Consider the following 21,477-nt stretch of genomic DNA (forward strand, 5'->3'; position numbering starts at 1 on the left):
GTATCCCTGAGCAGACGCTTATATTTTTTTTTGGAAGGGGAGTCAGACTATGGAAGTACATAAAGGGTTAGCGGACGTTGTTGTATCGGAAACGTCTCTGAGTGCCATTGTTGAGGGTAACTTATCTTATGTAGGATATAATATTGATGAATTAGTAGAAAAGAATGTTACTTTTGAAGAAATCGTGTTTTTATTATGGAACTTGCGGATGCCGACGCGTAAAGAATATGACCAGTTGTGTGAAGATTTACATGAACATATGGCCCTTTCGGAAAGCGTCGTTGCCTGTTTGAAAATTCAATGCCGCCAAAATCTTCATCCGATGAGTGTGCTGAGAACGACAGTTTCTCTGCTGGGAGTTTTTGATCCCTATGCAGAAGATACCGATAAACGATCGGTCTATATTCAAGCCGTATCGATTCAGGCGAAAATTCCGACAATCATCGCTGCGTTTGCACGTTTGCGCAGAGGGTTAGATCCGATAGCCCCACGCAAAGATTTATCCTTTGTCGCTAATTTTCTATACATGATGACGGGCGAAGAGGCGAATCCAGAACTTATCGAAGCTTTTAACCATGTCATGGTTCTGCATGCTGACCATGATTTGAATGCATCGACCTTTACTGCACGAGTTGCGGCATCCACGCTTACGGATGTGTATTCATGCATCACAGGCGCTATCGGCGCCTTAAAAGGCCCTTTGCACGGTGGAGCCAACGAACGCGTTTTTGATATGCTTTCGGAAATTTCCGAGTCGGATCCAATCGATGTTCCAGGCTATTTAAAGAAAAAACTGGACAACAAAGAAAAAATCATGGGCTTCGGGCACCGTGTCTACAAAACGGAAGATCCGCGCAAGAAACATTTGAAGCGCATGGCGGAACAATTATCAAAAGATTTCGGCAAAGAAGCATTGTATAGCTTATCGTGTGAAGTGGAAGAATATTTATTGAAAGAAAAAGGCTTGATCCCGAATGTCGATTTCTATTCCGCCACCGTGTACCATTGCTTTGGTATTGAACATGATTTATTTACTTTGCTATTCGCCATGAGCCGGGTATCGGGTTGGTTAGGACACGTTTTTGAACAACAACGCGAAGACACGCTGATTCGCCCGCGTTCAAAATATGTGGGACCGACCAATCTCTCATATACCCCGATGGATGAAGAAGAACATATTGGAGGAGATAGAAAATGACCGTTGGTGAAAAAATTATTCAGAGTGAGACGGGACTGCAAGTACCTGCTTTCCCGGTCATTCCATTCATAGAAGGGGACGGCATCGGCCCTGAAATTTGGCAAGCATCCAAGAAAGTATTTGAAGCGGCTGTCGAAAAGGCTTACGGAGACAAACGGAAAGTGGTTTGGACAGAAGTATTGGCCGGAGGGAAAGCTTTCGATACGACCGGTTCATGGTTGCCGGATGAAACGATGGATACCATCAGAGAATATTTAGTGGCCATTAAGGGGCCTTTGACGACACCAATCGGCGGGGGGATCCGTTCGTTGAATGTTGCATTGAGACAAACCTTGGATCTGTATGTATGCCAACGTCCGGTCCGTTATTTCAACGGCGTTCCTTCACCTTTGAAGCACCCGGAAAAAACAGATATGGTCATCTTTAGAGAAAACACGGAAGATTGCTATGCCGGAATTGAATTCGAAGCGCAAAGCGAAGAAGCGAACCGCTTGATCGAAATTCTGCAGACACAATTCGGGGTGAACAAGATTCGTTTCCCTGAAACATCGGCAATCGGCGTCAAACCGGTATCCATTGAGGGATCCCAACGTTTGATCCGCAGCGCAATCGAGTATGCGTTAGAAAACAACCGTACTTCGGTGACGTTGGTCCATAAAGGCAATATCATGAAGTTTACCGAAGGCGGATTTAAAAAATGGGGCTACGCTTTGGCGGAAGAAGAGTTTGGCGACAAGGTCTTCACCTGGAACCAATACGATGCCGAGAAGGCAACCAACGGGCGAGCAGCAGCCGATGCGTTGTACCAAAAAGCGGTTGACGAAGGCAAGTTGATCATCAAAGACCGTATCGCAGACATCTTCCTTCAGGAAATTTTGATGAATCCGGAAAATTATGATGTCATTGCCACCTTGAATTTGAATGGCGACTATATTTCGGATGCTTTGGCAGCTCAAGTCGGTGGTATTGGAATCGCACCGGGAGCCAACATCAATCCGGATACCGGGCATGCCATTTTTGAGGCGACACATGGAACTGCACCGGAATTTGCCGGGCTGGATGAATTGAATCCCTCTTCCTTATTGCTCTCTGGAGCGATGATGTTCGATTATCTCGGCTGGAATGAAGTCAGCGCTTCCATTGTAGCCGGCATTGAGAAAACGATCGCGAACAAGACAGTCACCCGTGATTTTTATTATTTGATGGATGATGAAAAAGCGCAAAAAGTCAGCTGTTCGAAATTCGCTGATTTAGTCGTTGAGAATATGTAAGGTAAATTGGATAGAACAAGGTAGAGAGTGAGATAAAAAGCGTTTAGATCCGCATCACTGGAGCGCATAAGCGGAGGTTGGTCACGGACCACCTGAGCATTATGCGTGAAGTGACGTCGGGTCTGCTTCTTGGAACACGTTTTTGATTAATTGCCAGGAAATAAGAACGAGTCTGGGACAAAAGCGTCCTGGACTCTATTTTTTTGGGGAATAGCATGAATTTGAATTTTTTCGCGGGATGATAGGGAAAATAAGGGTTTTACTTGATTTCGGAAAGAACGAGTATCCCGCCGCTTAGAACAGACATAAAAAACTTTTGAAAGAAAGCCGTTTCATAAAACATTTTTCTTTTCAAACTGTCGGATAGGTGATAGACTGGACAAGTTGATAGTTGTCTTCATGAGTTTTCAATGTATTTTCATTATGAATGCTGCGAAACTTATGAGAAGTCCAAGTACAGTATCGGGATTTAATATGTAGTAATATATGATGGCGTATCAAAGTAGCCCTGAAATAACAAGAAGAATTTTGGAGGAAAACAACAAATGAAATTTAGAAAAGATATTCGCAATGTTGCAATCATCGCCCACGTCGACCATGGTAAAACAACATTAGTGGATGAGTTATTGAAACAATCAGACACACTGAATGCTAGAACTGAGCTTATGGAACGTGCAATGGACTCCAATGATATCGAAAAAGAACGCGGCATCACTATTTTAGCGAAGAATACAGCTGTGCAATACAAAGGTACACGCGTAAACATCATGGACACACCAGGCCATGCTGACTTCGGTGGAGAAGTAGAACGTATCATGCGTATGGTTGATGGCGTAGTTCTTGTAGTCGATGCTTACGAAGGCACAATGCCACAAACGCGTTTTGTATTGAAAAAAGCGTTAGAACAAAAACTAATCCCAATCGTTGTCGTTAATAAAATCGATAAAGATACTGCAAGACCTCAAGAAGTAGTCGATGAAGTTCTTGAATTATTTATCGAACTTGGTGCCGATGATGAACAGTTGGAATTCCCAGTAGTTTATGCTTCCGCTATGAACGGAACATCTAGCTTATCAGATGATCCAAGCAAGCAAGAAGCAACGATGGATTACGTCTTTGATACAATCATTGAACATATCCCAGCTCCAATCGATAACTCAGATGAACCATTACAATTCCAAGTAGCTTTACTTGATTACAACGACTTCGTTGGACGTATCGGTATCGGCCGTGTGTTCCGCGGAACAATCAAAGTCGGCGACAATGTATCTCTACTTAAATTAGATGGATCAGTTAAAAACTTCCGCGTAACAAAATTATTTGGTTTCTTCGGCTTAGACCGTGTGGAAATCGATGAAGCTAAAGCAGGGGATTTGATCGCCTTGTCAGGTATGGAAGATATCTTCGTTGGGGAAACTGTTACACCAGTTGACCATCAAGAAGCATTGCCGATCCTACATATCGACGAACCTACTTTACAAATGACATTCTTGACAAATAACTCACCGTTCGCAGGACGCGAAGGTAAATGGGTTACTTCTCGTAAAATCGAAGAACGTTTGATGAAACAATTGCACACAGACGTATCTTTGCTTGTTGATCCTACCGACTCTCCTGATGCTTGGATCGTTTCCGGCCGTGGGGAATTGCATTTGGCGATCTTGATCGAAAACATGCGTCGTGAAGGCTATGAATTGCAAGTATCTCGTCCAGAAGTTATCATCAAAGTTATTGATGGCGTAAGATGCGAACCGTTTGAACGCGTTCAAATCGATACCCCTGAAGAATACATGGGTTCTGTAATCGAATCGATCAGCCAAAGAAAAGCTGAAATGCAAGATATGCAGAACAATGGAAATGGCCAAGTTCGTTTGATCTTCCTAGTACCTTCTCGTGGATTGATCGGCTATTCAACAGAATTCCTTTCTCAAACACGTGGTTATGGTATCATGTCTCATACTTTCGAATCTTACTTGCCTGAATTGACTGGTAAAATCGGTGGCCGTAGTAAAGGTGCGCTTGTTTCTACTGAAACGGGCAAAACAACAACTTACGGTATCATGGGTGTTGAAGACCGCGGAACAATCTTTATTGAACCAGGTGTGGAAATCTACGAAGGTATGGTTGTCGGTGAAAATGCTCGCGACAGCGACATCGCAGTTAATATTACAAGAGCTAAACAAATGACCAACATCCGTTCAGCCAACAAAGATTCAACCAACGTAATCAAACGTCCGCGCACGTTGACCCTAGAAGAATCAATCGAATTCATGGGTGAGGATGAGTATTGCGAAATCACGCCGAAAAGCATCCGTTTGCGTAAACAAATTTTGGATAAAAATGAACGTGAAAAATTTGCAAAACGCAAGAAAAAAGCAGAATAATTAACAGGATAGGTTCCATTGCTTAACAGGGGTCCGGGGGTAAACATCCCCGGGCCTTTTTTGGTTAAGCGGGCAGACCAATACTTTCGGCGGCTTTTAAAACCGGTTTGTTTTGTGTTATAATGAAATAACTTTTTAGGGGAGGAATAACAATGGAAAGCATTAATAAAACGGCTGCCTTAGAAATCCTGATGAAGGATGCTGAGAAAATTTATACATTGATCAACAGTCAAAAAAAACATCTATGCTTTGCAAGCTGTCCCGCATTTGAAGACGTTGTGGATACGCAGATGTATGGTTTTTCACGTGAAGTCGCCTTTGCAGTCAAATTGGATATCATTTCCGAAGAAGCGGGTCAGAAGATTCTGAGCGACCTGGAGTCTTCTTTGAATGTCATGTACAATGATTTCTTTGATCAGACAAAGAATGATTCCTCTAATAAAGGGGTTTAATGGTTCATATGATTAAGAAAAAACTGGCTCATATGGATTGGAAACTGCTTATCCCCTATTTCATCCTTTCGGGAATCGGGATATTGATGGTCTACAGTTCAAGCAGCTATCGCGCTATGACGGAGTATAACAATTCGGAGCACTTCTTCTATAGGCAAATCGTTTTTGCCGTCTTAGGAATGTTCAGCATGTTTTTTATATCTCTGCTATCGAATCGTTTTTTTAAACGGAAAAATATAATACATGCAGCCCTAGTGCTTTTGTTTTTGGTCATGTTTTATCTGATTGTGGCGGGCACTTCGACGAAAGGTGCGCGAGGGTGGATATACATATCATCCTTTGGCTTTCAGCCTGCAGAATTCATTAAAGTTGTGTTGATTATGTACTTAGCACTCTTTATTTCGGGTAATCAAGCCAAAATAAAGGATGATTTTTGGCAGACGATAAAGAAACCCGGCATCGTATCGCTTTTGGCCATTGCTCTTATTTTTATCCAACCGGATCTTGGCGGAGCCGCCATCATCTCATTCATCTGTTTGGTTTTGTTTTTGCATAGCGGTATCCCGTTGAAGTATGGGGTAGGGGTTCTCGGCTTCATTATGGCAAGCTATTTTTCGCTCATCGCACTTGTGAAGGCTTTCGGGGACAGCATTCCGCTTTTCCAGTCATACCAGATGGCACGGATTACTTCCTTCATCAATCCCTTTGCCGATAGCCAGAACTCGGGCTATCAAGTGGTCAACTCTTATTATGCATTGAGCAGGGGTGGACTTTTTGGCGTCGGAATCGGTGAGAGCATCCAGAAATCAGGCTATTTGCCCGAAGCCCATACAGACTTTATCTTATCCATTATTGGCGAAGAACTGGGGTTGCTCGCCATCATCGTCGTTTTGTCGATCTTTTTCTACATGGTCTACAGAATGTTCAGGAATGGTCTGAAAATGAAAGATCCGTTTGCGCAACTTGTCTGCATCGGGACAGGGACGATGTTTTTGATCCAAGGAGTCATCAACATCGGCGGGGCAACTGGAGTGATGCCCTTAACCGGGGTGACCTTCCCTTTTGTCAGTTATGGCGGTTCAAGTATGCTGGTATCAGCCGTATCGATCGGTATCGTCAACAACATGTACATCAATGATCAGGTAGCGAAAGAAGAAAGATTAAAAAAATGATTAATGAGAGGGGAGAGGCAATATTTTTGTTTCTCCTTTTTTTTAAATATTAAAATATGACAGTATAATGGAATCGTCACGCTAGGGGATCAGTCAGGTGGCGGGAAGGGGAACGGTTGATGAAATTTTTTTGGAAGATAGCCTTATCATTTTGCATCCTTATTGTTGTTGCCTATTCTTTGCCGGTTGTATTAAACCCTGCGGAAAAGATTCATCAGCAGCCGGGATTCCCGAATCCCGAAGCTAGCTCCACTGATGCCGAAAAAGGGTATCCGTTGCCTGTAACGGGCTATGAATTTTATATAGGGCAACCGATCGAAGCCTATACAGCAAAACATGGAGAACCCTTGAGGAAAGGGACTGCCTATGGCGGCAGTGAGTGGTGGACGTTTGGGGACACTGCCCAAGACTTCATTCAAGTAGGTGTAAAGGATGGCGTCATCCGGTCGCTGTTCATTTTAGGCGATAGAATCGATACGGGAATGTTTACGATCGGAATGAATCGGGACAACATATTGGATGAAGGCTATTTGGCTAAAGATTTCCATCTATCCGTCGGGAAGCAAGAGTATGCGTTGGAGGTAACGGACCAGCAGCAAATGTTGACGCCGTTGCTCCAATTTGAAAATGATAGTTTTTTGATGCTCCTGTTTGATGTCCAGACGCAGACGGTATACGGCATGTATTTCCTCTCGAATGAGGCTTTGATGGATATGGAATATTACCCTGTCAGTTCAGACAAGAAATACGAAGTGAAGAAACAGGAGTGGTTAAGGGACGCCGCCAGCGATGCCGAAAACGCACTTCAAATAAAGGCTGCTTTAGCGGTGATGCGCACGCACCACGGGGTGGAACCGTTGCAAGCCAATGAAGAACTGCAGGCTGTCGCGGATCAGATTATCCCGCGCAATGAGGAAATCAATGATTTTACGGCCAAATTCGCCCTTTCAGAACAGCGTATTTCCAATAAAATAAGCGAACTGCTTCCGGATAAAACCGTCTATTTCCTGTTCAATGAACCGTTCTATGATGTGCCGCAATTATTCATTGCAATGATGCAGGATGAAAAAATTTATCCGTTCCTGCAGGACGAGCGGATAAAAAACAGCGCTGTTGCCTGCAACCGGCAGTATCACCTCATTGTTTTCGGTGGACAACCGGAATGAAAAAGTATTGAGTCCGTAACAAATTAAAGCTATACTGAATGGTAGGCAACGCCAAAAAGATAAAGCAGGGGATCGTATGATTATCAATGAAGAGTATTTTGCGTTAGAAAATCAAGCTTATCGGTTGGCAAATGCAATTTGCGCCAGTAAGGTCATGCAGACGTATTTGGATGCAAAAAAAAATCTGAATGAGAATGCAACTGCTCAAGATAAAATCAGGAAATTCAAAGAAGCAAAAGCCGGATACGCGGGAGTCGAGGCTTATGAAGCGTATGCTCCGGACTTCCAGGAACTAAAGCAAGCCGCTTACCGAGCGAAGCGAGCAATGGATCTGGATGAAACGGTCTATCGATTCCGAAAGGCTGAGCGGGATCTGCAATTGCTTCTGGATAGTGTTTCAGACAAAATCGCGCATGCCATTTCTCCGAATATTTTAGTGTCTGCCGGGGATCCGTTCTTTCAAACGGGGGAGGCCGCTTTGCCGGCAGCCTGCCAGACGCACATTTTAAGTAGGGAGGTCATCAAATGAGTCTAGAACTGACAAAAAGACAGGGAATCATCGTCTGGGTCTACACGTTAAGACAGATAAAAAACTTGAAGCGATTTGGCTATATCCATTATGTTTCCAACAGGTTAAAATATGTCGTTCTGTACGTTGATCAAGAGGATGCACAAGAAACAGTCGATAAATTAAACGGACTTCATTTTGTCCGTAAAGTTGAATTGTCCTACCGTCCGGATATTGACATGACTTTCGCACATGCCTTGCCGGATAAAAAAGGGGACTCCTTTGATCCAAATGAATTTGGAGTACATTCTTTCGAAGAAAAAACATATACTTTTTAAGAAGCGCTGAGGGTAGCTGTAAAAATATACTATAGGATATATGGGTGATGTCAGATGCGGGTTATCGCAGGAGAATACAAAGGCCGCAGGTTAAAAAGCGTCCCAGGAAGCAATACACGTCCGACAACGGATAAAGTGAAAGAATCATTATTTAATATCATAGGACCATTTTTTGATGGTGGCGTCAGTTTGGACATGTTTGCCGGCAGCGGCGGCTTATCGATTGAAGCCGTCTCGAGAGGGATAGGCAGAGCAGTCTTGTTTGAAAAAAATCGCAAGGCGATCGACACCATCAAAGAGAACATCGCCATCACAAAAGAGGGTGGTAAATTCACAATCTATCCCGGGGATGCGCGCAGAAATCTGCAGGTATTCGCCGCGGAAAACCCCGGCGTCCAATTTGCTTTGGTTTTCTTGGATCCTCCTTATGCGGAAGCAAAATATGTAGCCGATATTGAAGCGATGATCGGCCTAAAACTAGCCAATGAAGATACAGTCTTTGTCTGTGAAATGGCGAAGGAAAATGAGCTGCCTGAAACCATACAGCATTACGGAAAAATAAGACGGGCGACATATGGAACCATTGCAATAGAAATATTTGAGTTCCAAACTGAGGAGTGATTGGATGAAGAGAGTGGCCCTGTTCGCCGGTAGCTTCGACCCATTGACGAATGGACATGTAGATACAATCAAACGTGCCCTGATCGTCTTTGATGAAGTTATTTTGGCGGTATCGACGAATACGACAAAACAGTCCTTGTTCGATGGGGATGAACGCATTTCTTTAACGGAAGAGGCTCTGAAGGATATCCCGTCTGTCCGGGTGGTCAAACATACCGGCGGCCTGACGATTGATATGGCGAGAGAACTGGGAGCTTGTGCTTTGCTGCGTGGCGTCCGCAATGTAAAGGACTTTGAATATGAGCACAACATCGCCTCCATGAACAAACTGCAGGCGCCTGATTTAGAAACGGTCATCCTTTTGTCCTCCGAAAACTATCGGTATCTCAGCTCCAGCCTGATAAAGGAAGTGGCGATGTTTGGGGGCAATGTTTCCACGCTGGTTCCGACAGTCGTAAATGAGGCTATCGTAAAAAAATATCAGGACAGCGCCTATCTGAAGAAAAAATGAATAGTTGAATTCTGAGAAGTTTCCTTGAGATGAAAATCCTAGGAGGCTTTTTTTGCTTATAGGAATTTATAAAATATTTTAATCTCAGTAGTGCATCACCGGAGGTGTTTCACACATTTGTAAAATGTTCCACGTATCAAAAGGGTTGGCTAGCTTCACGGGTTAGCCCTTCGGAAAAGGGATTAAGGGTCCTCTTGGCTCTACGAGCCAAGACATACTGTTCGACTTGTCATGGTTCTTGTCATCTTTGCTATCTAAAGAAGATTCCAAGAAGCACCTCAAACGTCGCACTGTGACGTTTGAGTAACTGACCGGTACGGTCACGTTGATTCCTTTATTTTTGGAAGTCTCTCAGCAATTGCGCTCTACGATGCTCATTTGCATGGGACTCTTAGGGATTCATCCCTTAGAGCCCCAGTATAAGGTGAACGTAGGGGAAGTTGCAGGGCACGATTTCCTAAATTGTCATGATTCTTGCGATTTCAATCGCTTAGTCCTGTCAACTGGATATCCAAAATATATAGCAGTAAGGCCCTCTGATGTCGCACTGTGACATCAGAGTACTTGACCGACTAGGTCACAGTGTTTCCTTAATCAGGGCTGAACGAACCCGTTCAGCTTTTCTTGCTTCCGTAAATGAAATCATCCGATTATGGCGTATTTTAGAGATAGGTGCAGAAAGGGGTGATGGTTTGCTTTTTTTCAAGGATTGGATAAGGATTCACCAAAAACTAGCGTTGCTTTTGGTCACGGGCGTTCTTCTGCTGTTCGGCATCCTTGGCTTCGCCCTGCTTGCGATGGGAAGCGAGGGGGAGGATGACGCTGAAGAATTATTGTTGGACCAGACTTATTTAGCGGAAAGCGGGAAGAAGGCTGTTGCTGATACAACAGCCTCCCTTCCAGGTGAAGGGATTGATTCTGGTACAGACGTAATCGTGGTGGTGGACATCAAGGGGGCCGTACAAAACCCTGGCGTTTATCAGGGAGATGAAAATATGCGTGTCGTGGACATGATTGCTTTGGCAGGTGGGCTGCTCGAAACAGCTGATGACAGGGCGGTCAACTTGGCGCAAAGGATTACTGATCAGATGGTCATTTACATCCCGACAATCGGGGAAGATCCGGGTACGGTTGCCGACGGAAATGAAGTTTCCCAACAATATACGGGAACGGAAGGCGAAACCGGGTCGGAAAAAGTGAACATAAATACTGCCGACGCTGCCCAACTGCAGACACTGACAGGCATCGGCGAGAAAAAAGCGGAATTGATCATTGCCTATCGCAAGGAGAATGGCTCTTTTCAGACGATTGAGGATATCATGGAAGTTTCAGGAATTGGAGAAAAAACGTTCGAGGGTTTCAAAGAGGCGATAACGGTCGGTTCAAAATAAAATTGAAACAGCGGGGAGGCTCTTGTATACTTATTTTATAAATAGGTGGAGGTTAGCGCATGGAAAGAATTCCTTGGAATCAATATTTTATGGCACAAAGCGTACTATTGTCATTAAGAAGTACCTGTAAACGGCTGGAAGTCGGTGCCACAATAGTCAGAGATAAGCGCATCATAGCGGGGGGGTACAACGGCAGTGTTTCCGGAGATGTCCATTGCATCGACGACGGCTGCTATATGGTGGACGGCCATTGTGTCCGGACGATACATGCAGAAATGAACGCCATCCTGCAGTGTGCGAAATTCGGTGTCCAAACACAGGATTCTGAAATATACGTTACCCATTTTCCTTGTTTGCAGTGCACAAAAATGATTCTGCAGGCCGGCGTCAAGAAAATCTATTATCTGGAAGATTACCACAATGACCCGTATGCCCTACACTTATTAGAGACAATGAATATACCCTACGAACAGGTACCGTTAGATCCGGATTATTTTTTCCAATTGTTGAAACATAAAAAACGAAATGATGATGGTGAGCATAAACATACCGACCAGTGTGAACATCATCATGATGGCTAACCATTAAGGGGTATTTACTTTTACCCGCCTTGATCGTCTTTCCGATCACCACGCTCAGCGACAGTCCCGGAGATGGAATGGCCTGGCTGATGTTGGGGTTATTGGTGTTGCGGCTAGTGATGTTCCGCTCCAAACAAGGACTGGCCATCGCCTGCGGCATCGTCTTGATCAGTTTAGGCAGCCTGCGATTCCATCATCTGACAACTGTATCTGAATTTGATGCGGCAAGCGCCGCTGAACCGAAAACCGTCCTGTTGGAGATTGATCCCAATCGGATGCGGATCAACGGCGATCTGCTTTCGGGTGATGCGATGCTGCGGTGGCATGATGCCGAAGAAAAAGTCGTCTATTATTATAAATTGAAGACCGAAGAAGAAAAAATACAGTGGGAGCAGTCGGCGGTTCCGCAAAAACTTGTCGCAAAAGTGGCATTTGAGAAACCGGAAGGAGAAAGCAATCTTTTTCAGTTCGACTATGCGGACTATCTTGAACAAAAAAAGGTCCATTGGATCGTAAACATCCAAACCATCGAGCATAGGGCAGAGGACCGTTCAGTCTGGAAGGCTGTTTCCATTCTGCGCAGGAAGATCATTCTCCTGTTGGAAAAATTGCCGTCGCCAAAAGCGGCCGATTATATCCAGACTATGCTGTTTAATCAACAACATACGATTGCCGCAGAGGCCTTGGACAATTATAGGGAAATCGGATTATTGCACTTGTTTTCCATTTCGGGGATGCATATCCAATTGTTGCTGGTTCAGATCGGCTATATCCTTTTAAGACTTCAGGTGACGCATGAAACGACAAATAAATTATTGGTGGTCTTTTTGATCGGTTATGGGCTTCTGACCGGTTGGGGAGTCGGGATTTTCAGGGCCATCTGCACGCACTTTATTTTATTGTTCGGCAGGATCTTTCATCAACAGCTAGAAGCCAAGGATGCTTTTGCGATAACGATCTTATTGGCGGTCTGGATGAATCCTGCAACGATTTACACAGCCAGTTTCCAATTAAGCTATCTGTTATCCGGTGTGCTGTATTTCATTGCGCCGGCCTGCAGCAATTGGAAAATGCAACCTGTCCTAAAAGATATTTTGCTCACGCTCATCATGACGGTTGTATCCTTTCCGATTTTGAGTTACCATTTCTTTGAAGTATCCTGGATGGGTGTTTTTGTGAACGTGGTTTTCTCCTTCTGTTTCTCGTGGGTGCTTTTCCCTTTGTTTTGGGTGCTTTTCAGCGCACTTCTGTTCTTCCCTGGGACGGAGCTTCTGAGGTTCTTCGCAGGGGTAACAGACGCTGTTTTGACTGTTCTGGAGGACTTTTCCGGTTGGTGCGGCGATTTCCGGGTGTCTCAAACGATAACAGGCCGACCGGCCATGCTGTATTTTGTCATGGTCGGATTATTCATCCTTATTTTATTGGTTCAGATTGAACAGAATCGAAGAGGGTATAAGGCGGTTGCTGGAACAGCTTTGGCGATTCTCATCTTTTCATCATCCGTGCATCTGAATCCGTTTGGGAAAGTCGTCATGTTGGATGTGGCCCAGGGGGATTCCTTCCTGTTCATAACCCCTTACCAAAGGAAGACGGTTTTGATCGACACGGGCGGAACCGTCGCGTTTAAAAAGGAAGAGTGGCAAATCAGGGATGAGACCGCCACTGCCGGAAAAAAACTTCTTTCCGCCATAAAAGCCGAGGGGGTAAAGAAATTGGACAGGGTCTTTTTGACGCATGCGGATAGCGACCATGTCGGTTCTTTGCTGGAATTGTCCCAAGGGATAAAGGTTGATGAACTTTATTTTCCAAAAGGGACGGAGCAAAGTGCGGAGCTCAACAAGGTATTGCTGAAACTTCAAAAAGCTGACGTACGGCTGTATCCGATCATAGGGAAAAAAGATATAATCATAGAGGCAGATATGACCCTTCAGGTTTTGGCGCCCCTCGAAAAGGGGGAAGGCGGTAATGAGGACTCAATGGTCATCTTCACCGAAATCGCTGGCTTCAGGTGGCTGTTTACCGGTGATCTGGGCGAAGCGGGGGAGAAGAAGTTGCTTGCGGCCTACCCCTTGCTGGAAGCGGACGTTTTAAAAATCGGCCATCACGGCAGTTCCTCTTCCAGTTCGGAAATGTTTCTTAACCGCCTAAAACCTAGGATTGCGCTTATTTCAGTGGGGGACAACAACGCTTATGGTCACCCCGATGCTACCGTGTTGGGCAGGCTTGATGGGCGTAATATACGCATATTCAGAACGGATCAGCAAGGTGCAATCCATTTTACGTATGGGCCAGGGAAGTCCGAATGGCAGACGATAATGACGAATCAAAAATTTGAGTAACGGATTGTGGTGTGAATTTGAATTATACAGTTGAAATGACAAAAATAAAAAAAGGCGAATTTCAGCAAGTTTATTTGTTTTTGGGAAAAGAAGATTATTTTATAGAGGAAGCAAAGCAGACATTGCTGAAGTCGGTTGTGGATGAAGCGGACCAAGAATTGAATACCGGCATTTTCAACATGGAGGAAGTTCCGTTGGACCGAGCCTTGGAGGATGCGGAATCGCTGCCTTTTTTTGGGGACCGGAGGCTGGTGATCATCGAGAACCCCTATTTTTTAACGGCGGAAAAGTCAAAAAATACGCTTGAACATGACGTGGCATGGTTGGAAAACTATTTGGATCATCCTTCAGAATTCACCGTTTTGGCCATCTTCGCGCCGTACGAAAAATTGGACAGCCGGAAAAAAATATCCAAATTGCTGAAAAAAGCGGCTGTGACGGTCGATGTTTCTCCCTTGGAAGAAAAGGACGCCCGTAAATTTTTAGCGGAAATGATCAAGAACGAAGGGTACCAAATCAATCGGGAAACCCAGGAACTGTTCTTTGGACGCGTGGATAATCAATTATCACGCGGGATAAGGGAGCTGCCGAAACTATTCCTGGCAGGGGCGGAGGAGAAGAAAATCACCAAACAGATGGTGGTCGATCTGGTGTCCCGGAATCTGGAACAAAACATTTTTGAATTGGTGACGCAAGTGCTGCAACGCGATACGTATCAGGCTATTCAAATCTATCGTGATCTGTTGCTTCAAAAAGAGGAACCCATCAAAATTAACGCCATATTATTGGGACAGTTCCGTCTGTTGCTGCAGGCCAAATTGCTGTTGAAAAAAGGGTACCAGCAGACCGATATCTCAAAGGTGCTGAAGGTGCATCCTTACCGGGTGAAATTGGCCGTACAACAAGTCCGGAATCTCTCGGAAAGCGTTTTGGCGGATGCTTTCCAGGGGTTGGTGGAGACGGAATATAAAATGAAAACGGGACAGGGTCTGAAGGAAATCCAATTTGAATTGTTTTTGATCCAATTCGCGAATGCGGCCCAAAGAAAATAGCGCGGAAAGACCCGTTTCATCGGCGAATACGGAAACAACAAAACAAAAAAGTGCAGTGCCTGATAAGTCAGGAACTGCACTTTTTATTCTTTTAAAATAGTTCATTTCAAAGGAATTATTTAGCTAATTTTTTAACTAAACGTGATTTGTCGCGAGCTGCTTTGTTTTTGTGAATTAAACCTTTAGAAGCTGCTACATCGACAGCTTTAACTGCTGCTTTTAATAATTCTTCGCTGTTTTCAGCGCTTTCTGCTGCAGCTGCTTCAAATTTCTTGATAGCTGAACGCATAGCACTCTTTTGAGCGTTGTTTTGTAGGTTAGCTTTTTCGCTAGTACGAACACGTTTGACTGCTGAATCGATATTTGGCATTGGGTTCACCCCTCTTTCCGTATTTCTGTGACTATCAGGCAGATTTGCCAACACGCCATATTATACATAACTTTGAAACATTATGCAATAAAAATTCAAACAGTTTATTTTTAGCGACGGAAATGTTGTCACCATGAGAGCGGAAGTCTGCAAAGTGTACGAAAGTATGTTTGGGTGATAGAATAGTGATATAAGTAAGCAAAGAGGAGCAGCAGAGACCTATGATAAACGATCATTTTGAATTAGTTTCCCATTACCAGCCGAGCGGCGATCAACCGGAAGCCATCTTGCAGCTTGTCAATCGCTTGAATCAAGGGGAACGCGCCCAAACGCTGTTGGGCGCCACCGGTACTGGAAAAACCTTTACGATTGCCAATGTCATCCAACAAGTCAATAAGCCCACCTTGGTCATCGCCCACAACAAAACGTTGGCCGGCCAACTGTATGGTGAGCTGAAAGAATTTTTCCCCAACAACGCAGTCGAGTATTTCGTGAGCTACTATGACTATTACCAACCGGAAGCCTATGTCCCATCCAGTGATACCTATATCGAAAAAGAATCCAGTGTGAATGATGAAATCGACAAATTGCGCCACTCAGCCACCAGCTCCTTGCTGGAACGCAGGGACGTCATTGTGGTAGCCTCCGTTTCATGTATCTATGGGTTGGTCAACCCGCTGGATTATAAGGAACACGTGCTATCGATCCGGCAAGGCATGGAGATGGACCGCAATGAATTGCTGCGCCGTCTGGTGGACATGCAATTCGAAAGGAATGACATCGACTTCCAGCGGGGAAGGTTCCGTGTGCGGGGGGATGTCGTCGAAATTTTCTTGGCTTCCCGGGATAGTGAAGCGATACGCGTCGAATTTTTTGGGGATGAAATCGACAGAATCCGTGAAGTGGATGTCCTGACCGGCGAAATCAAGAACGATGTGGAGCATTTCCCGATTTTTCCGGCGACCCACTTCGTTGCGAACGAAGAAAAAACCTTGCACGCCATCGACACCATCCGCGCAGAACTAAAGGAGCGTCTGAAGGTGTTGCGCGAAGAGAATAAACTATTGGAGGCCCAAAGATTGGAGCAACGGACCAATTATGATCTGGAGATGCTGATGGAGATGGGGTATTGCAATGGGATCGAAAACTATTCCAGGCATATGGATGGCCGCGAACCGGGTGAGCCGCCTTACACCTTGCTGGATTTCTTCCCGGATGATTATCTGACTGTGGTCGACGAATCCCATATCACCATGTCCCAAATACGCGGGATGTATAATGGTGACAGGGCTCGAAAAGAGCATCTGGTCGCATATGGTTTCCGATTACCGAGTACATTGGATAACAGACCGCTGATGCTCTCGGAATTTGAAGAGAGGGTCAACCAGATCATCTATGTTTCAGCGACTCCGGGACCGTATGAATACGAACAGAGCCCTCTTATTGCGCAGCAAATTATCCGGCCGACCGGGTTACTGGACCCTATCATTGAGGTGCGTCCAATCAAGGGGCAAATCGATGATTTGATCAGCGAAATAAATATCCGTTCCGAGCGCAATGAGCGGGTATTCATCACGACCCTTACGAAAAAGATGTCGGAGGATTTGACCGATTATTTGAAGGAAGTCGGCATCAAAGTGAAATACCTGCACAGCGACATCAAAACGCTGGAAAGGAGCGAAATCCTTCGGCAACTTAGGTTAGGCGAATTCGATGTCCTGATCGGAATCAACCTGTTGCGGGAAGGCCTGGATGTGCCGGAAGTATCGTTGGTCGCCATTTTGGATGCGGATAAAGAAGGCTTCTTGCGCAGCGAGCGGTCACTGGTGCAGACAATCGGACGGGCAGCCCGAAACGAAAACGGGCGAGTGATCATGTATGCCGACAGGATAACCGATTCAATGGCGCGGGCCATCGAGGAAACGAATCGGCGCCGCACCATCCAAGAGGCCTATAACAAAGAGCACGGCATCGTGCCGAAAACGATCATCAAGGAAATCCGTGACCGCATCAGCATCAGCCATGCCGCCGAAGGCATCGAAGCCGAAGCCAGTACCGTAGATGTATACAAAAAGATGACGATGGAACAACGCCGGGCTGTCGTCGAGGAGCTGGACAAAGAAATGCGTGTGGCGGCCAGGGACCTGAACTTCGAAAGAGCGGCTGAAATCCGTGATATCGTATTGGAATTGAAAGCAGAGTACAAAGGTTTGTAAGCAGTCGGCAAAAACAAGAATTAAGCCTTGCAATCTTACAAAAAATACGTTACTATTTATTTTGTATTAGACATACGACCTTCAACTTGGTTAAACGATTCACCAACGTTTTACTCAGTACAAGGTAACTATAAGAAAGAGGTGAAGAAAATGGCAATTTCAAAAGAACTTAAGAATGAAATCATCAAAGAATACGCTGTTCATGAAGGAGATACTGGATCCCCAGAAGTGCAAATCGCAGTTCTTACGCATGAAATCAATCACTTAAATGAACACGCACGCGTTCACAAAAAAGACCACCATTCATACCGTGGTTTAATGAAAAAAGTTGGTCACCGTCGTAACTTGTTAGCTTACTTACGTAACAAAGATGTTGCACGTTACCGTGAATTAATCCAAAGATTAGGCTTACGCCGTTAATTTCGTCGCTAAGACTGTTAAAGCGAGATTCCTAGGTGAATCTCGCTTTTTTTTTTAGAATTTTTTTGAATATATGCAAAAAATGAGTGCAATCAGATATAATAGGTAGTGGCTCCCGCTCTACAAACCACTACTATGCAAATGTGAGTTTATTAAACCGGTAAATTGACATTTGTTTAGTAGTAGGTAGATGGGAAGCATTTTAAAAGGAGATTGATAATATGTCAGAAAAAAAAGTATTCCAAATGGACTGGGCAGGACGATTACTGCAAGTTGAAATTGGACAAATGGCAAAACAAGCTAACGGTTCCGTTTTAGTAAGATACGGGGATACGGTCGTGTTGACAGCGGCGGTAGGATCAAAAGAACCGAAAGATACAGACTTCTTCCCATTGACAGTGAACTATGAAGAAAAAATGTACTCCGTCGGTAAGATTCCGGGAGGATTCATCAAGCGGGAAGGACGCCCGAGCGAAAATGCAACGTTGACAGCGCGTCTGATCGACCGTCCGATCCGTCCTATGTTCCAAGAAGGATTCCGCAATGAAGTACAGATCACAAACATCGTCATGTCCGTAGAACAAGACTGCTCACCAGAATTAGCCGCTATGTTCGGTTCATCCCTTTCATTGGCCATTTCCGATATTCCTTTCGCAGGACCAATCGCTGGTGTAAACGTAGGACGTGTAGACGGCGAATACGTGTTGAACCCAACGCCGGCGCAAAATGAAGTTTCGGATATCGAATTGACCGTTGCCGGTTCAAATGATGCCATCAACATGGTCGAAAGCAGCGCGGCGATGGTCAATGAAGAAGATATGCTGGGAGCATTGATGTTTGGCCATAGAGCTATCCAAGAATTATGCGCATTCCAAAATAAAATCGTTGCTGAAGTCGGCAAAGAGAAAATGGAGATTAAGCTGCTAGCTTTAAATCCAGAATTAGTTGCAGAAATAAACGCTGCCTATGCCGAAAAAATGAAGGCAGCCATCCTGACGGAAGAAAAATTAGCGCGCGAAGATGCTATCGAAGCCGTCAAACAGGAAGCAAATGAGTTCTTCACCGAAAAATATATGGATTCTGAAACAATCGTTCCAGTCGTGAAAGAAATCCGCCAAATCGTTGAAAACATGGAAAAAGATGAAGTCCGTAGTCTGATTACGGTGGATAAAATCCGCCCAGACGGACGTAAGGTCGACGAAATCCGCCCCTTGGCATCTGAAGTCGGATTATTGCCACGCGTTCACGGATCCGGTTTATTCACTCGTGGACAAACACAGGCCCTATCAGCATGTACTTTGGCACCGTTGGGAGAACATCAAATCATTGATGGCTTAGGCTTGGATGAAAGCAAACGGTTCATCCATCACTATAACTTCCCGCAATTCTCCGTTGGGAGCACAGGTAGAGCAGGCAGCCCGGGACGTCGTGAAATTGGTCACGGTGCTTTAGGCGAGCGCGCATTGAAACAGGTCATTCCTACTGAAGCGGAATTCCCATATACAATCCGTTTGGTTGCGGAAGTGTTGGAATCAAATGGTTCTTCTTCGCAAGCCAGTATTTGTGCTGGCACCTTAGCCTTGATGGATGCTGGTGTTCCAATCAAAGCGCCAGTAGCCGGCATCGCAATGGGCTTGGTTATGGAAGGCGAAAACTATACGGTATTGACAGACATCCAAGGCCTTGAAGACCACCTGGGCGATATGGACTTTAAAGTTGCCGGTACAAGCGAAGGTATCACTGCGCTGCAAATGGACATCAAAATCCAAGGCATCACTGAGCAGATCCTGACAGAAGCATTGATGCAAGCGAAGAAAGCACGTATGGAAATCCTTGCGGAATTGACAAACACCATACCTGCTCCACGCGAAGAGTTATCTCAATATGCACCTAAGATCGAAATGATGCAAATCAAACCAGAAAAAATCAAAGTCGTTATCGGTAAAGGCGGAGACACAATCAACAGTATCATCGACGAAACAGGCGTTAAGATCGATATCGATCAAGAAGGTAACGTCAGCATCGCCTCAGCTGACGCAGCGATGATTGCGCGCGCAAAACAAATCATCGAGGAATTGACTCGTGAAATCAAAATCGGCGAAATTTATGAAGGCACTGTAAAACGCATCGAAAAATTCGGAGCTTTTGTTGAAATCGCCAAAGGTAAAGATGGGATGGTCCACATCTCTGAATTGGCGAATGAACGCGTCAAAGAAGTTGAAGATGTTTTGGCCATCGGAGATAAAGTCAAAGTCAAAGTCATTGAAATCGACAGACAGGGCAGAATTAATCTTTCCCGCAAAGCACTATTGAATGCGGACGAAAAAGGAAATGCTGTTCAATAATAATGAAGTTAAGCGAGGATGGCGCATAATCATGCAAAATGATTATGCGCCATCCTTGTTTTTTCTGCATCTGAAAACATAGCTGGTAAAATATTTTTGGTATGCTGACCTATTTGAAACTTTATTGATTGAATTGCAGATTTTGATAGAATATGAATGAATTTTTTCGTAAAAAGGTTTATCATAAGGTAAGGGTTTACGCGCTTGGGGTCTCCTGGCTTTCTTTGACGGCAGGGCACGTTAATAAAAGACATTCCATACAGCAGGAAATGCAAGCGCTTTCTTATGTGGGGGAGCTTCGTTATTTTAAGCTGGATAAAGGAATAACGGTTTATTATTCCTACTGTAATCAGATTGGTGGAGGGGTGCAGGGAAATGAGCTTATTTGGTTGGTTTCAAAAAAAAGAAAATAGACAGCAAACGACAAATCCAGTCGAAGCGGCATATGAACAAAAAAATGATCCTGATCGTTCGGAAATCAGTGAAGCAAACAGACTCGTGTTTTTGGTCCCTGTCAGCGAAGAAGAAAAAGAACTTGTATCCGTTATAGCATCGGGCATAGCCGCCGGTGATCATCCAGATTCAAAAATCAGAGTGAAAAACGTAATGGCCGTCGATGCTGAAAAGGAAATCGTTGCTGTCATCGCAGCTGCGCTAGCGGCAGAAGACTATCCGAATTCACATTTTCACTTAAAGAGCATCAAACGAATAAATTAGACAGAGAAAAGGGGGACTACATATGTTAAGAAAATTCCGCATCAAAATCAATGAAAAAGAGTACATGGTGGAAATGGAGGAATTAGGGGTTGAGAGGGGAACGCCCGCTTCGGCTCCCTTAGCAGGGCCGGTTCAAGCTGCAGCATCCGTTCAGGCTCCGGTTCCGACAAGTGCACCTGTTCCGGTACGTGGTGAAGGGGATCCTGTGACAGCACCAATGCCGGGCACCATTCTGGACATCAAAGTCAGTGTGGGTGATGTGGTCAAGGAGAACCAAGTGTTGGCGGTTCTGGAAGCGATGAAGATGGAAAATGAAATTGTGGCTCCTAGGGCAGGCACCATTACGGCAATCCCTGCGATGAAAGGTGCACCAATCGATGTCGGCAAAACGATCGTAGTAATCAAATAAGGATTTTTGGGAGGCG

At 44.8% G+C, this 21,477-nt stretch carries 20 protein-coding genes; 19 read left to right on the forward strand and 1 reads right to left on the reverse strand.

The genetic code is table 11. The features are described from left to right. Nucleotides 1-49 precede the first annotated feature (49 nt). The 14 genes from BM101_RS02630 (at nucleotide 50) to holA (ending at nucleotide 14,984) form a co-directional block, all read left to right on the forward strand. The gene (locus tag BM101_RS02630; RefSeq protein WP_087030368.1) at nucleotides 50-1,198 is read left to right on the forward strand and encodes a citrate/2-methylcitrate synthase; all 1,149 of its coding nucleotides are present in this window, start codon (nucleotides 50-52) and stop codon (nucleotides 1,196-1,198) included. Next, nucleotides 1,195-2,469, forward strand: coding sequence for an NADP-dependent isocitrate dehydrogenase (gene icd / locus BM101_RS02635; protein ID WP_087030371.1), 1,275 nt, complete (start codon nucleotides 1,195-1,197; stop codon nucleotides 2,467-2,469). Before BM101_RS02630 ends, icd begins: the two co-directional genes overlap by 4 nt. 545 nt (nucleotides 2,470-3,014) lie before the next feature. After that, nucleotides 3,015-4,853: a translational GTPase TypA gene (gene typA, locus BM101_RS02640; protein ID WP_087030373.1), complete on the forward strand. Its 1,839-nt coding sequence runs from the start codon at nucleotides 3,015-3,017 to the stop codon at nucleotides 4,851-4,853. A 152-nt stretch (nucleotides 4,854-5,005) separates the two neighbouring features. After that, complete coding sequence (locus BM101_RS02645) at nucleotides 5,006-5,305, forward strand: DUF1507 family protein (protein ID WP_087030376.1); 300 nt, start codon at nucleotides 5,006-5,008, stop codon at nucleotides 5,303-5,305. A gap of 8 nt (nucleotides 5,306-5,313) precedes the next feature. Continuing rightward, nucleotides 5,314-6,477: a putative lipid II flippase FtsW gene (ftsW, locus tag BM101_RS02650; protein WP_177194334.1), complete on the forward strand. Its 1,164-nt coding sequence runs from the start codon at nucleotides 5,314-5,316 to the stop codon at nucleotides 6,475-6,477. A gap of 119 nt (nucleotides 6,478-6,596) precedes the next feature. Next, nucleotides 6,597-7,643 carry a CAP-associated domain-containing protein gene (locus BM101_RS02655; protein WP_087030382.1) on the forward strand — a complete coding sequence of 349 codons (1,047 nt, stop codon included), beginning with the start codon at nucleotides 6,597-6,599 and terminating at the stop codon, nucleotides 7,641-7,643. A gap of 76 nt (nucleotides 7,644-7,719) precedes the next feature. After that, nucleotides 7,720-8,172 carry a YlbF family regulator gene (locus tag BM101_RS02660; protein ID WP_087030385.1) on the forward strand — a complete coding sequence of 151 codons (453 nt, stop codon included), beginning with the start codon at nucleotides 7,720-7,722 and terminating at the stop codon, nucleotides 8,170-8,172. Further along, nucleotides 8,169-8,489, forward strand: a complete 321-nt coding sequence (locus BM101_RS02665; RefSeq protein ID WP_087030388.1) for a YlbG family protein — start codon at nucleotides 8,169-8,171, stop codon at nucleotides 8,487-8,489. Before BM101_RS02660 ends, BM101_RS02665 begins: the two co-directional genes overlap by 4 nt. Nucleotides 8,490-8,543: 54 nt before the next feature. After that, nucleotides 8,544-9,110 carry a 16S rRNA (guanine(966)-N(2))-methyltransferase RsmD gene (gene rsmD / locus BM101_RS02670; protein WP_087030391.1) on the forward strand — a complete coding sequence of 189 codons (567 nt, stop codon included), beginning with the start codon at nucleotides 8,544-8,546 and terminating at the stop codon, nucleotides 9,108-9,110. Between the two features lie 4 nt (nucleotides 9,111-9,114). Then, nucleotides 9,115-9,621, forward strand: a complete 507-nt coding sequence (coaD, locus tag BM101_RS02675) for a pantetheine-phosphate adenylyltransferase (RefSeq protein WP_087030394.1) — start codon at nucleotides 9,115-9,117, stop codon at nucleotides 9,619-9,621. Nucleotides 9,622-10,313: 692 nt separating this feature from the next. Continuing rightward, nucleotides 10,314-11,012 carry a helix-hairpin-helix domain-containing protein gene (locus BM101_RS02680; RefSeq protein ID WP_177194335.1) on the forward strand — a complete coding sequence of 233 codons (699 nt, stop codon included), beginning with the start codon at nucleotides 10,314-10,316 and terminating at the stop codon, nucleotides 11,010-11,012. 59 nt (nucleotides 11,013-11,071) lie between these two features. Then, nucleotides 11,072-11,593, forward strand: a complete 522-nt coding sequence (locus tag BM101_RS02685; RefSeq protein WP_087030399.1) for a ComE operon protein 2 — start codon at nucleotides 11,072-11,074, stop codon at nucleotides 11,591-11,593. Between the two features lie 77 nt (nucleotides 11,594-11,670). Beyond that, entirely contained in the window at nucleotides 11,671-13,932 is a 2,262-nt protein-coding gene (locus BM101_RS02690; protein ID WP_143084411.1) for a DNA internalization-related competence protein ComEC/Rec2, read from the forward strand. 17 nt (nucleotides 13,933-13,949) lie between these two features. Further along, nucleotides 13,950-14,984 carry a DNA polymerase III subunit delta gene (gene holA / locus BM101_RS02695; RefSeq protein ID WP_087030945.1) on the forward strand — a complete coding sequence of 345 codons (1,035 nt, stop codon included), beginning with the start codon at nucleotides 13,950-13,952 and terminating at the stop codon, nucleotides 14,982-14,984. Between the two features lie 115 nt (nucleotides 14,985-15,099). Here the strand turns inward: holA and rpsT are convergent, their stop codons facing one another. Then, nucleotides 15,100-15,354, reverse strand: a complete 255-nt coding sequence (gene rpsT, locus BM101_RS02700; protein WP_087030405.1) for a 30S ribosomal protein S20 — start codon at nucleotides 15,352-15,354, stop codon at nucleotides 15,100-15,102. A 221-nt stretch (nucleotides 15,355-15,575) separates the two neighbouring features. On the opposite strand from rpsT, the gene uvrB reads away from it, so the two are divergent. From uvrB to BM101_RS02725, 5 genes are all read left to right on the forward strand, one after another. After that, complete coding sequence (uvrB, locus tag BM101_RS02705; RefSeq protein ID WP_087030408.1) at nucleotides 15,576-17,570, forward strand: excinuclease ABC subunit UvrB; 1,995 nt, start codon at nucleotides 15,576-15,578, stop codon at nucleotides 17,568-17,570. A gap of 150 nt (nucleotides 17,571-17,720) precedes the next feature. After that, entirely contained in the window at nucleotides 17,721-17,990 is a 270-nt protein-coding gene (gene rpsO, locus BM101_RS02710) for a 30S ribosomal protein S15 (RefSeq protein WP_087030411.1), read from the forward strand. A gap of 221 nt (nucleotides 17,991-18,211) precedes the next feature. After that, on the forward strand, nucleotides 18,212-20,335 hold the full coding sequence (gene pnp, locus BM101_RS02715) for a polyribonucleotide nucleotidyltransferase (RefSeq protein ID WP_087030414.1): 2,124 nt from the start codon (nucleotides 18,212-18,214) through the stop codon (nucleotides 20,333-20,335). Nucleotides 20,336-20,710: 375 nt separating this feature from the next. Further along, nucleotides 20,711-21,052 (forward strand): hypothetical protein, encoded by a 342-nt coding sequence (locus BM101_RS02720; RefSeq protein ID WP_087030416.1) that lies wholly within the window; start codon nucleotides 20,711-20,713, stop codon nucleotides 21,050-21,052. 22 nt (nucleotides 21,053-21,074) lie between these two features. Then, a complete protein-coding gene (locus BM101_RS02725) occupies nucleotides 21,075-21,461 on the forward strand; it encodes a biotin/lipoyl-containing protein (RefSeq protein ID WP_087030419.1) in 387 nt (128 codons plus the stop codon). Nucleotides 21,462-21,477: the final 16 nt, after the last annotated feature.

It is taken from the genome of Trichococcus palustris, from assembly GCF_900114465.1.
GTDB classification, from domain to species: domain Bacteria; phylum Bacillota; class Bacilli; order Lactobacillales; family Aerococcaceae; genus Trichococcus; species Trichococcus palustris.

Coding starts and splice junctions, on each gene's coding strand:
- BM101_RS02655 (WP_087030382.1), top strand. CDS start 6,597: ATGAAATTTTTTTGGAAGATAGCCTTATCATTTTGCATCCTTATTGTT.
- BM101_RS02630 (WP_087030368.1), top strand. CDS start 50: ATGGAAGTACATAAAGGGTTAGCGGACGTTGTTGTATCGGAAACGTCT.
- icd (WP_087030371.1), top strand. CDS start 1,195: ATGACCGTTGGTGAAAAAATTATTCAGAGTGAGACGGGACTGCAAGTA.
- rpsT (WP_087030405.1), bottom strand. CDS start 15,354: ATGCCAAATATCGATTCAGCAGTCAAACGTGTTCGTACTAGCGAAAAA.
- BM101_RS02690 (WP_143084411.1), top strand. CDS start 11,671: ATGGCCTGGCTGATGTTGGGGTTATTGGTGTTGCGGCTAGTGATGTTC.
- rpsO (WP_087030411.1), top strand. CDS start 17,721: ATGGCAATTTCAAAAGAACTTAAGAATGAAATCATCAAAGAATACGCT.
- pnp (WP_087030414.1), top strand. CDS start 18,212: ATGTCAGAAAAAAAAGTATTCCAAATGGACTGGGCAGGACGATTACTG.
- coaD (WP_087030394.1), top strand. CDS start 9,115: ATGAAGAGAGTGGCCCTGTTCGCCGGTAGCTTCGACCCATTGACGAAT.
- BM101_RS02685 (WP_087030399.1), top strand. CDS start 11,072: ATGGAAAGAATTCCTTGGAATCAATATTTTATGGCACAAAGCGTACTA.
- ftsW (WP_177194334.1), top strand. CDS start 5,314: ATGATTAAGAAAAAACTGGCTCATATGGATTGGAAACTGCTTATCCCC.
- BM101_RS02720 (WP_087030416.1), top strand. CDS start 20,711: ATGAGCTTATTTGGTTGGTTTCAAAAAAAAGAAAATAGACAGCAAACG.
- BM101_RS02725 (WP_087030419.1), top strand. CDS start 21,075: ATGTTAAGAAAATTCCGCATCAAAATCAATGAAAAAGAGTACATGGTG.
- BM101_RS02660 (WP_087030385.1), top strand. CDS start 7,720: ATGATTATCAATGAAGAGTATTTTGCGTTAGAAAATCAAGCTTATCGG.
- typA (WP_087030373.1), top strand. CDS start 3,015: ATGAAATTTAGAAAAGATATTCGCAATGTTGCAATCATCGCCCACGTC.
- BM101_RS02645 (WP_087030376.1), top strand. CDS start 5,006: ATGGAAAGCATTAATAAAACGGCTGCCTTAGAAATCCTGATGAAGGAT.
- BM101_RS02665 (WP_087030388.1), top strand. CDS start 8,169: ATGAGTCTAGAACTGACAAAAAGACAGGGAATCATCGTCTGGGTCTAC.
- rsmD (WP_087030391.1), top strand. CDS start 8,544: ATGCGGGTTATCGCAGGAGAATACAAAGGCCGCAGGTTAAAAAGCGTC.
- uvrB (WP_087030408.1), top strand. CDS start 15,576: ATGATAAACGATCATTTTGAATTAGTTTCCCATTACCAGCCGAGCGGC.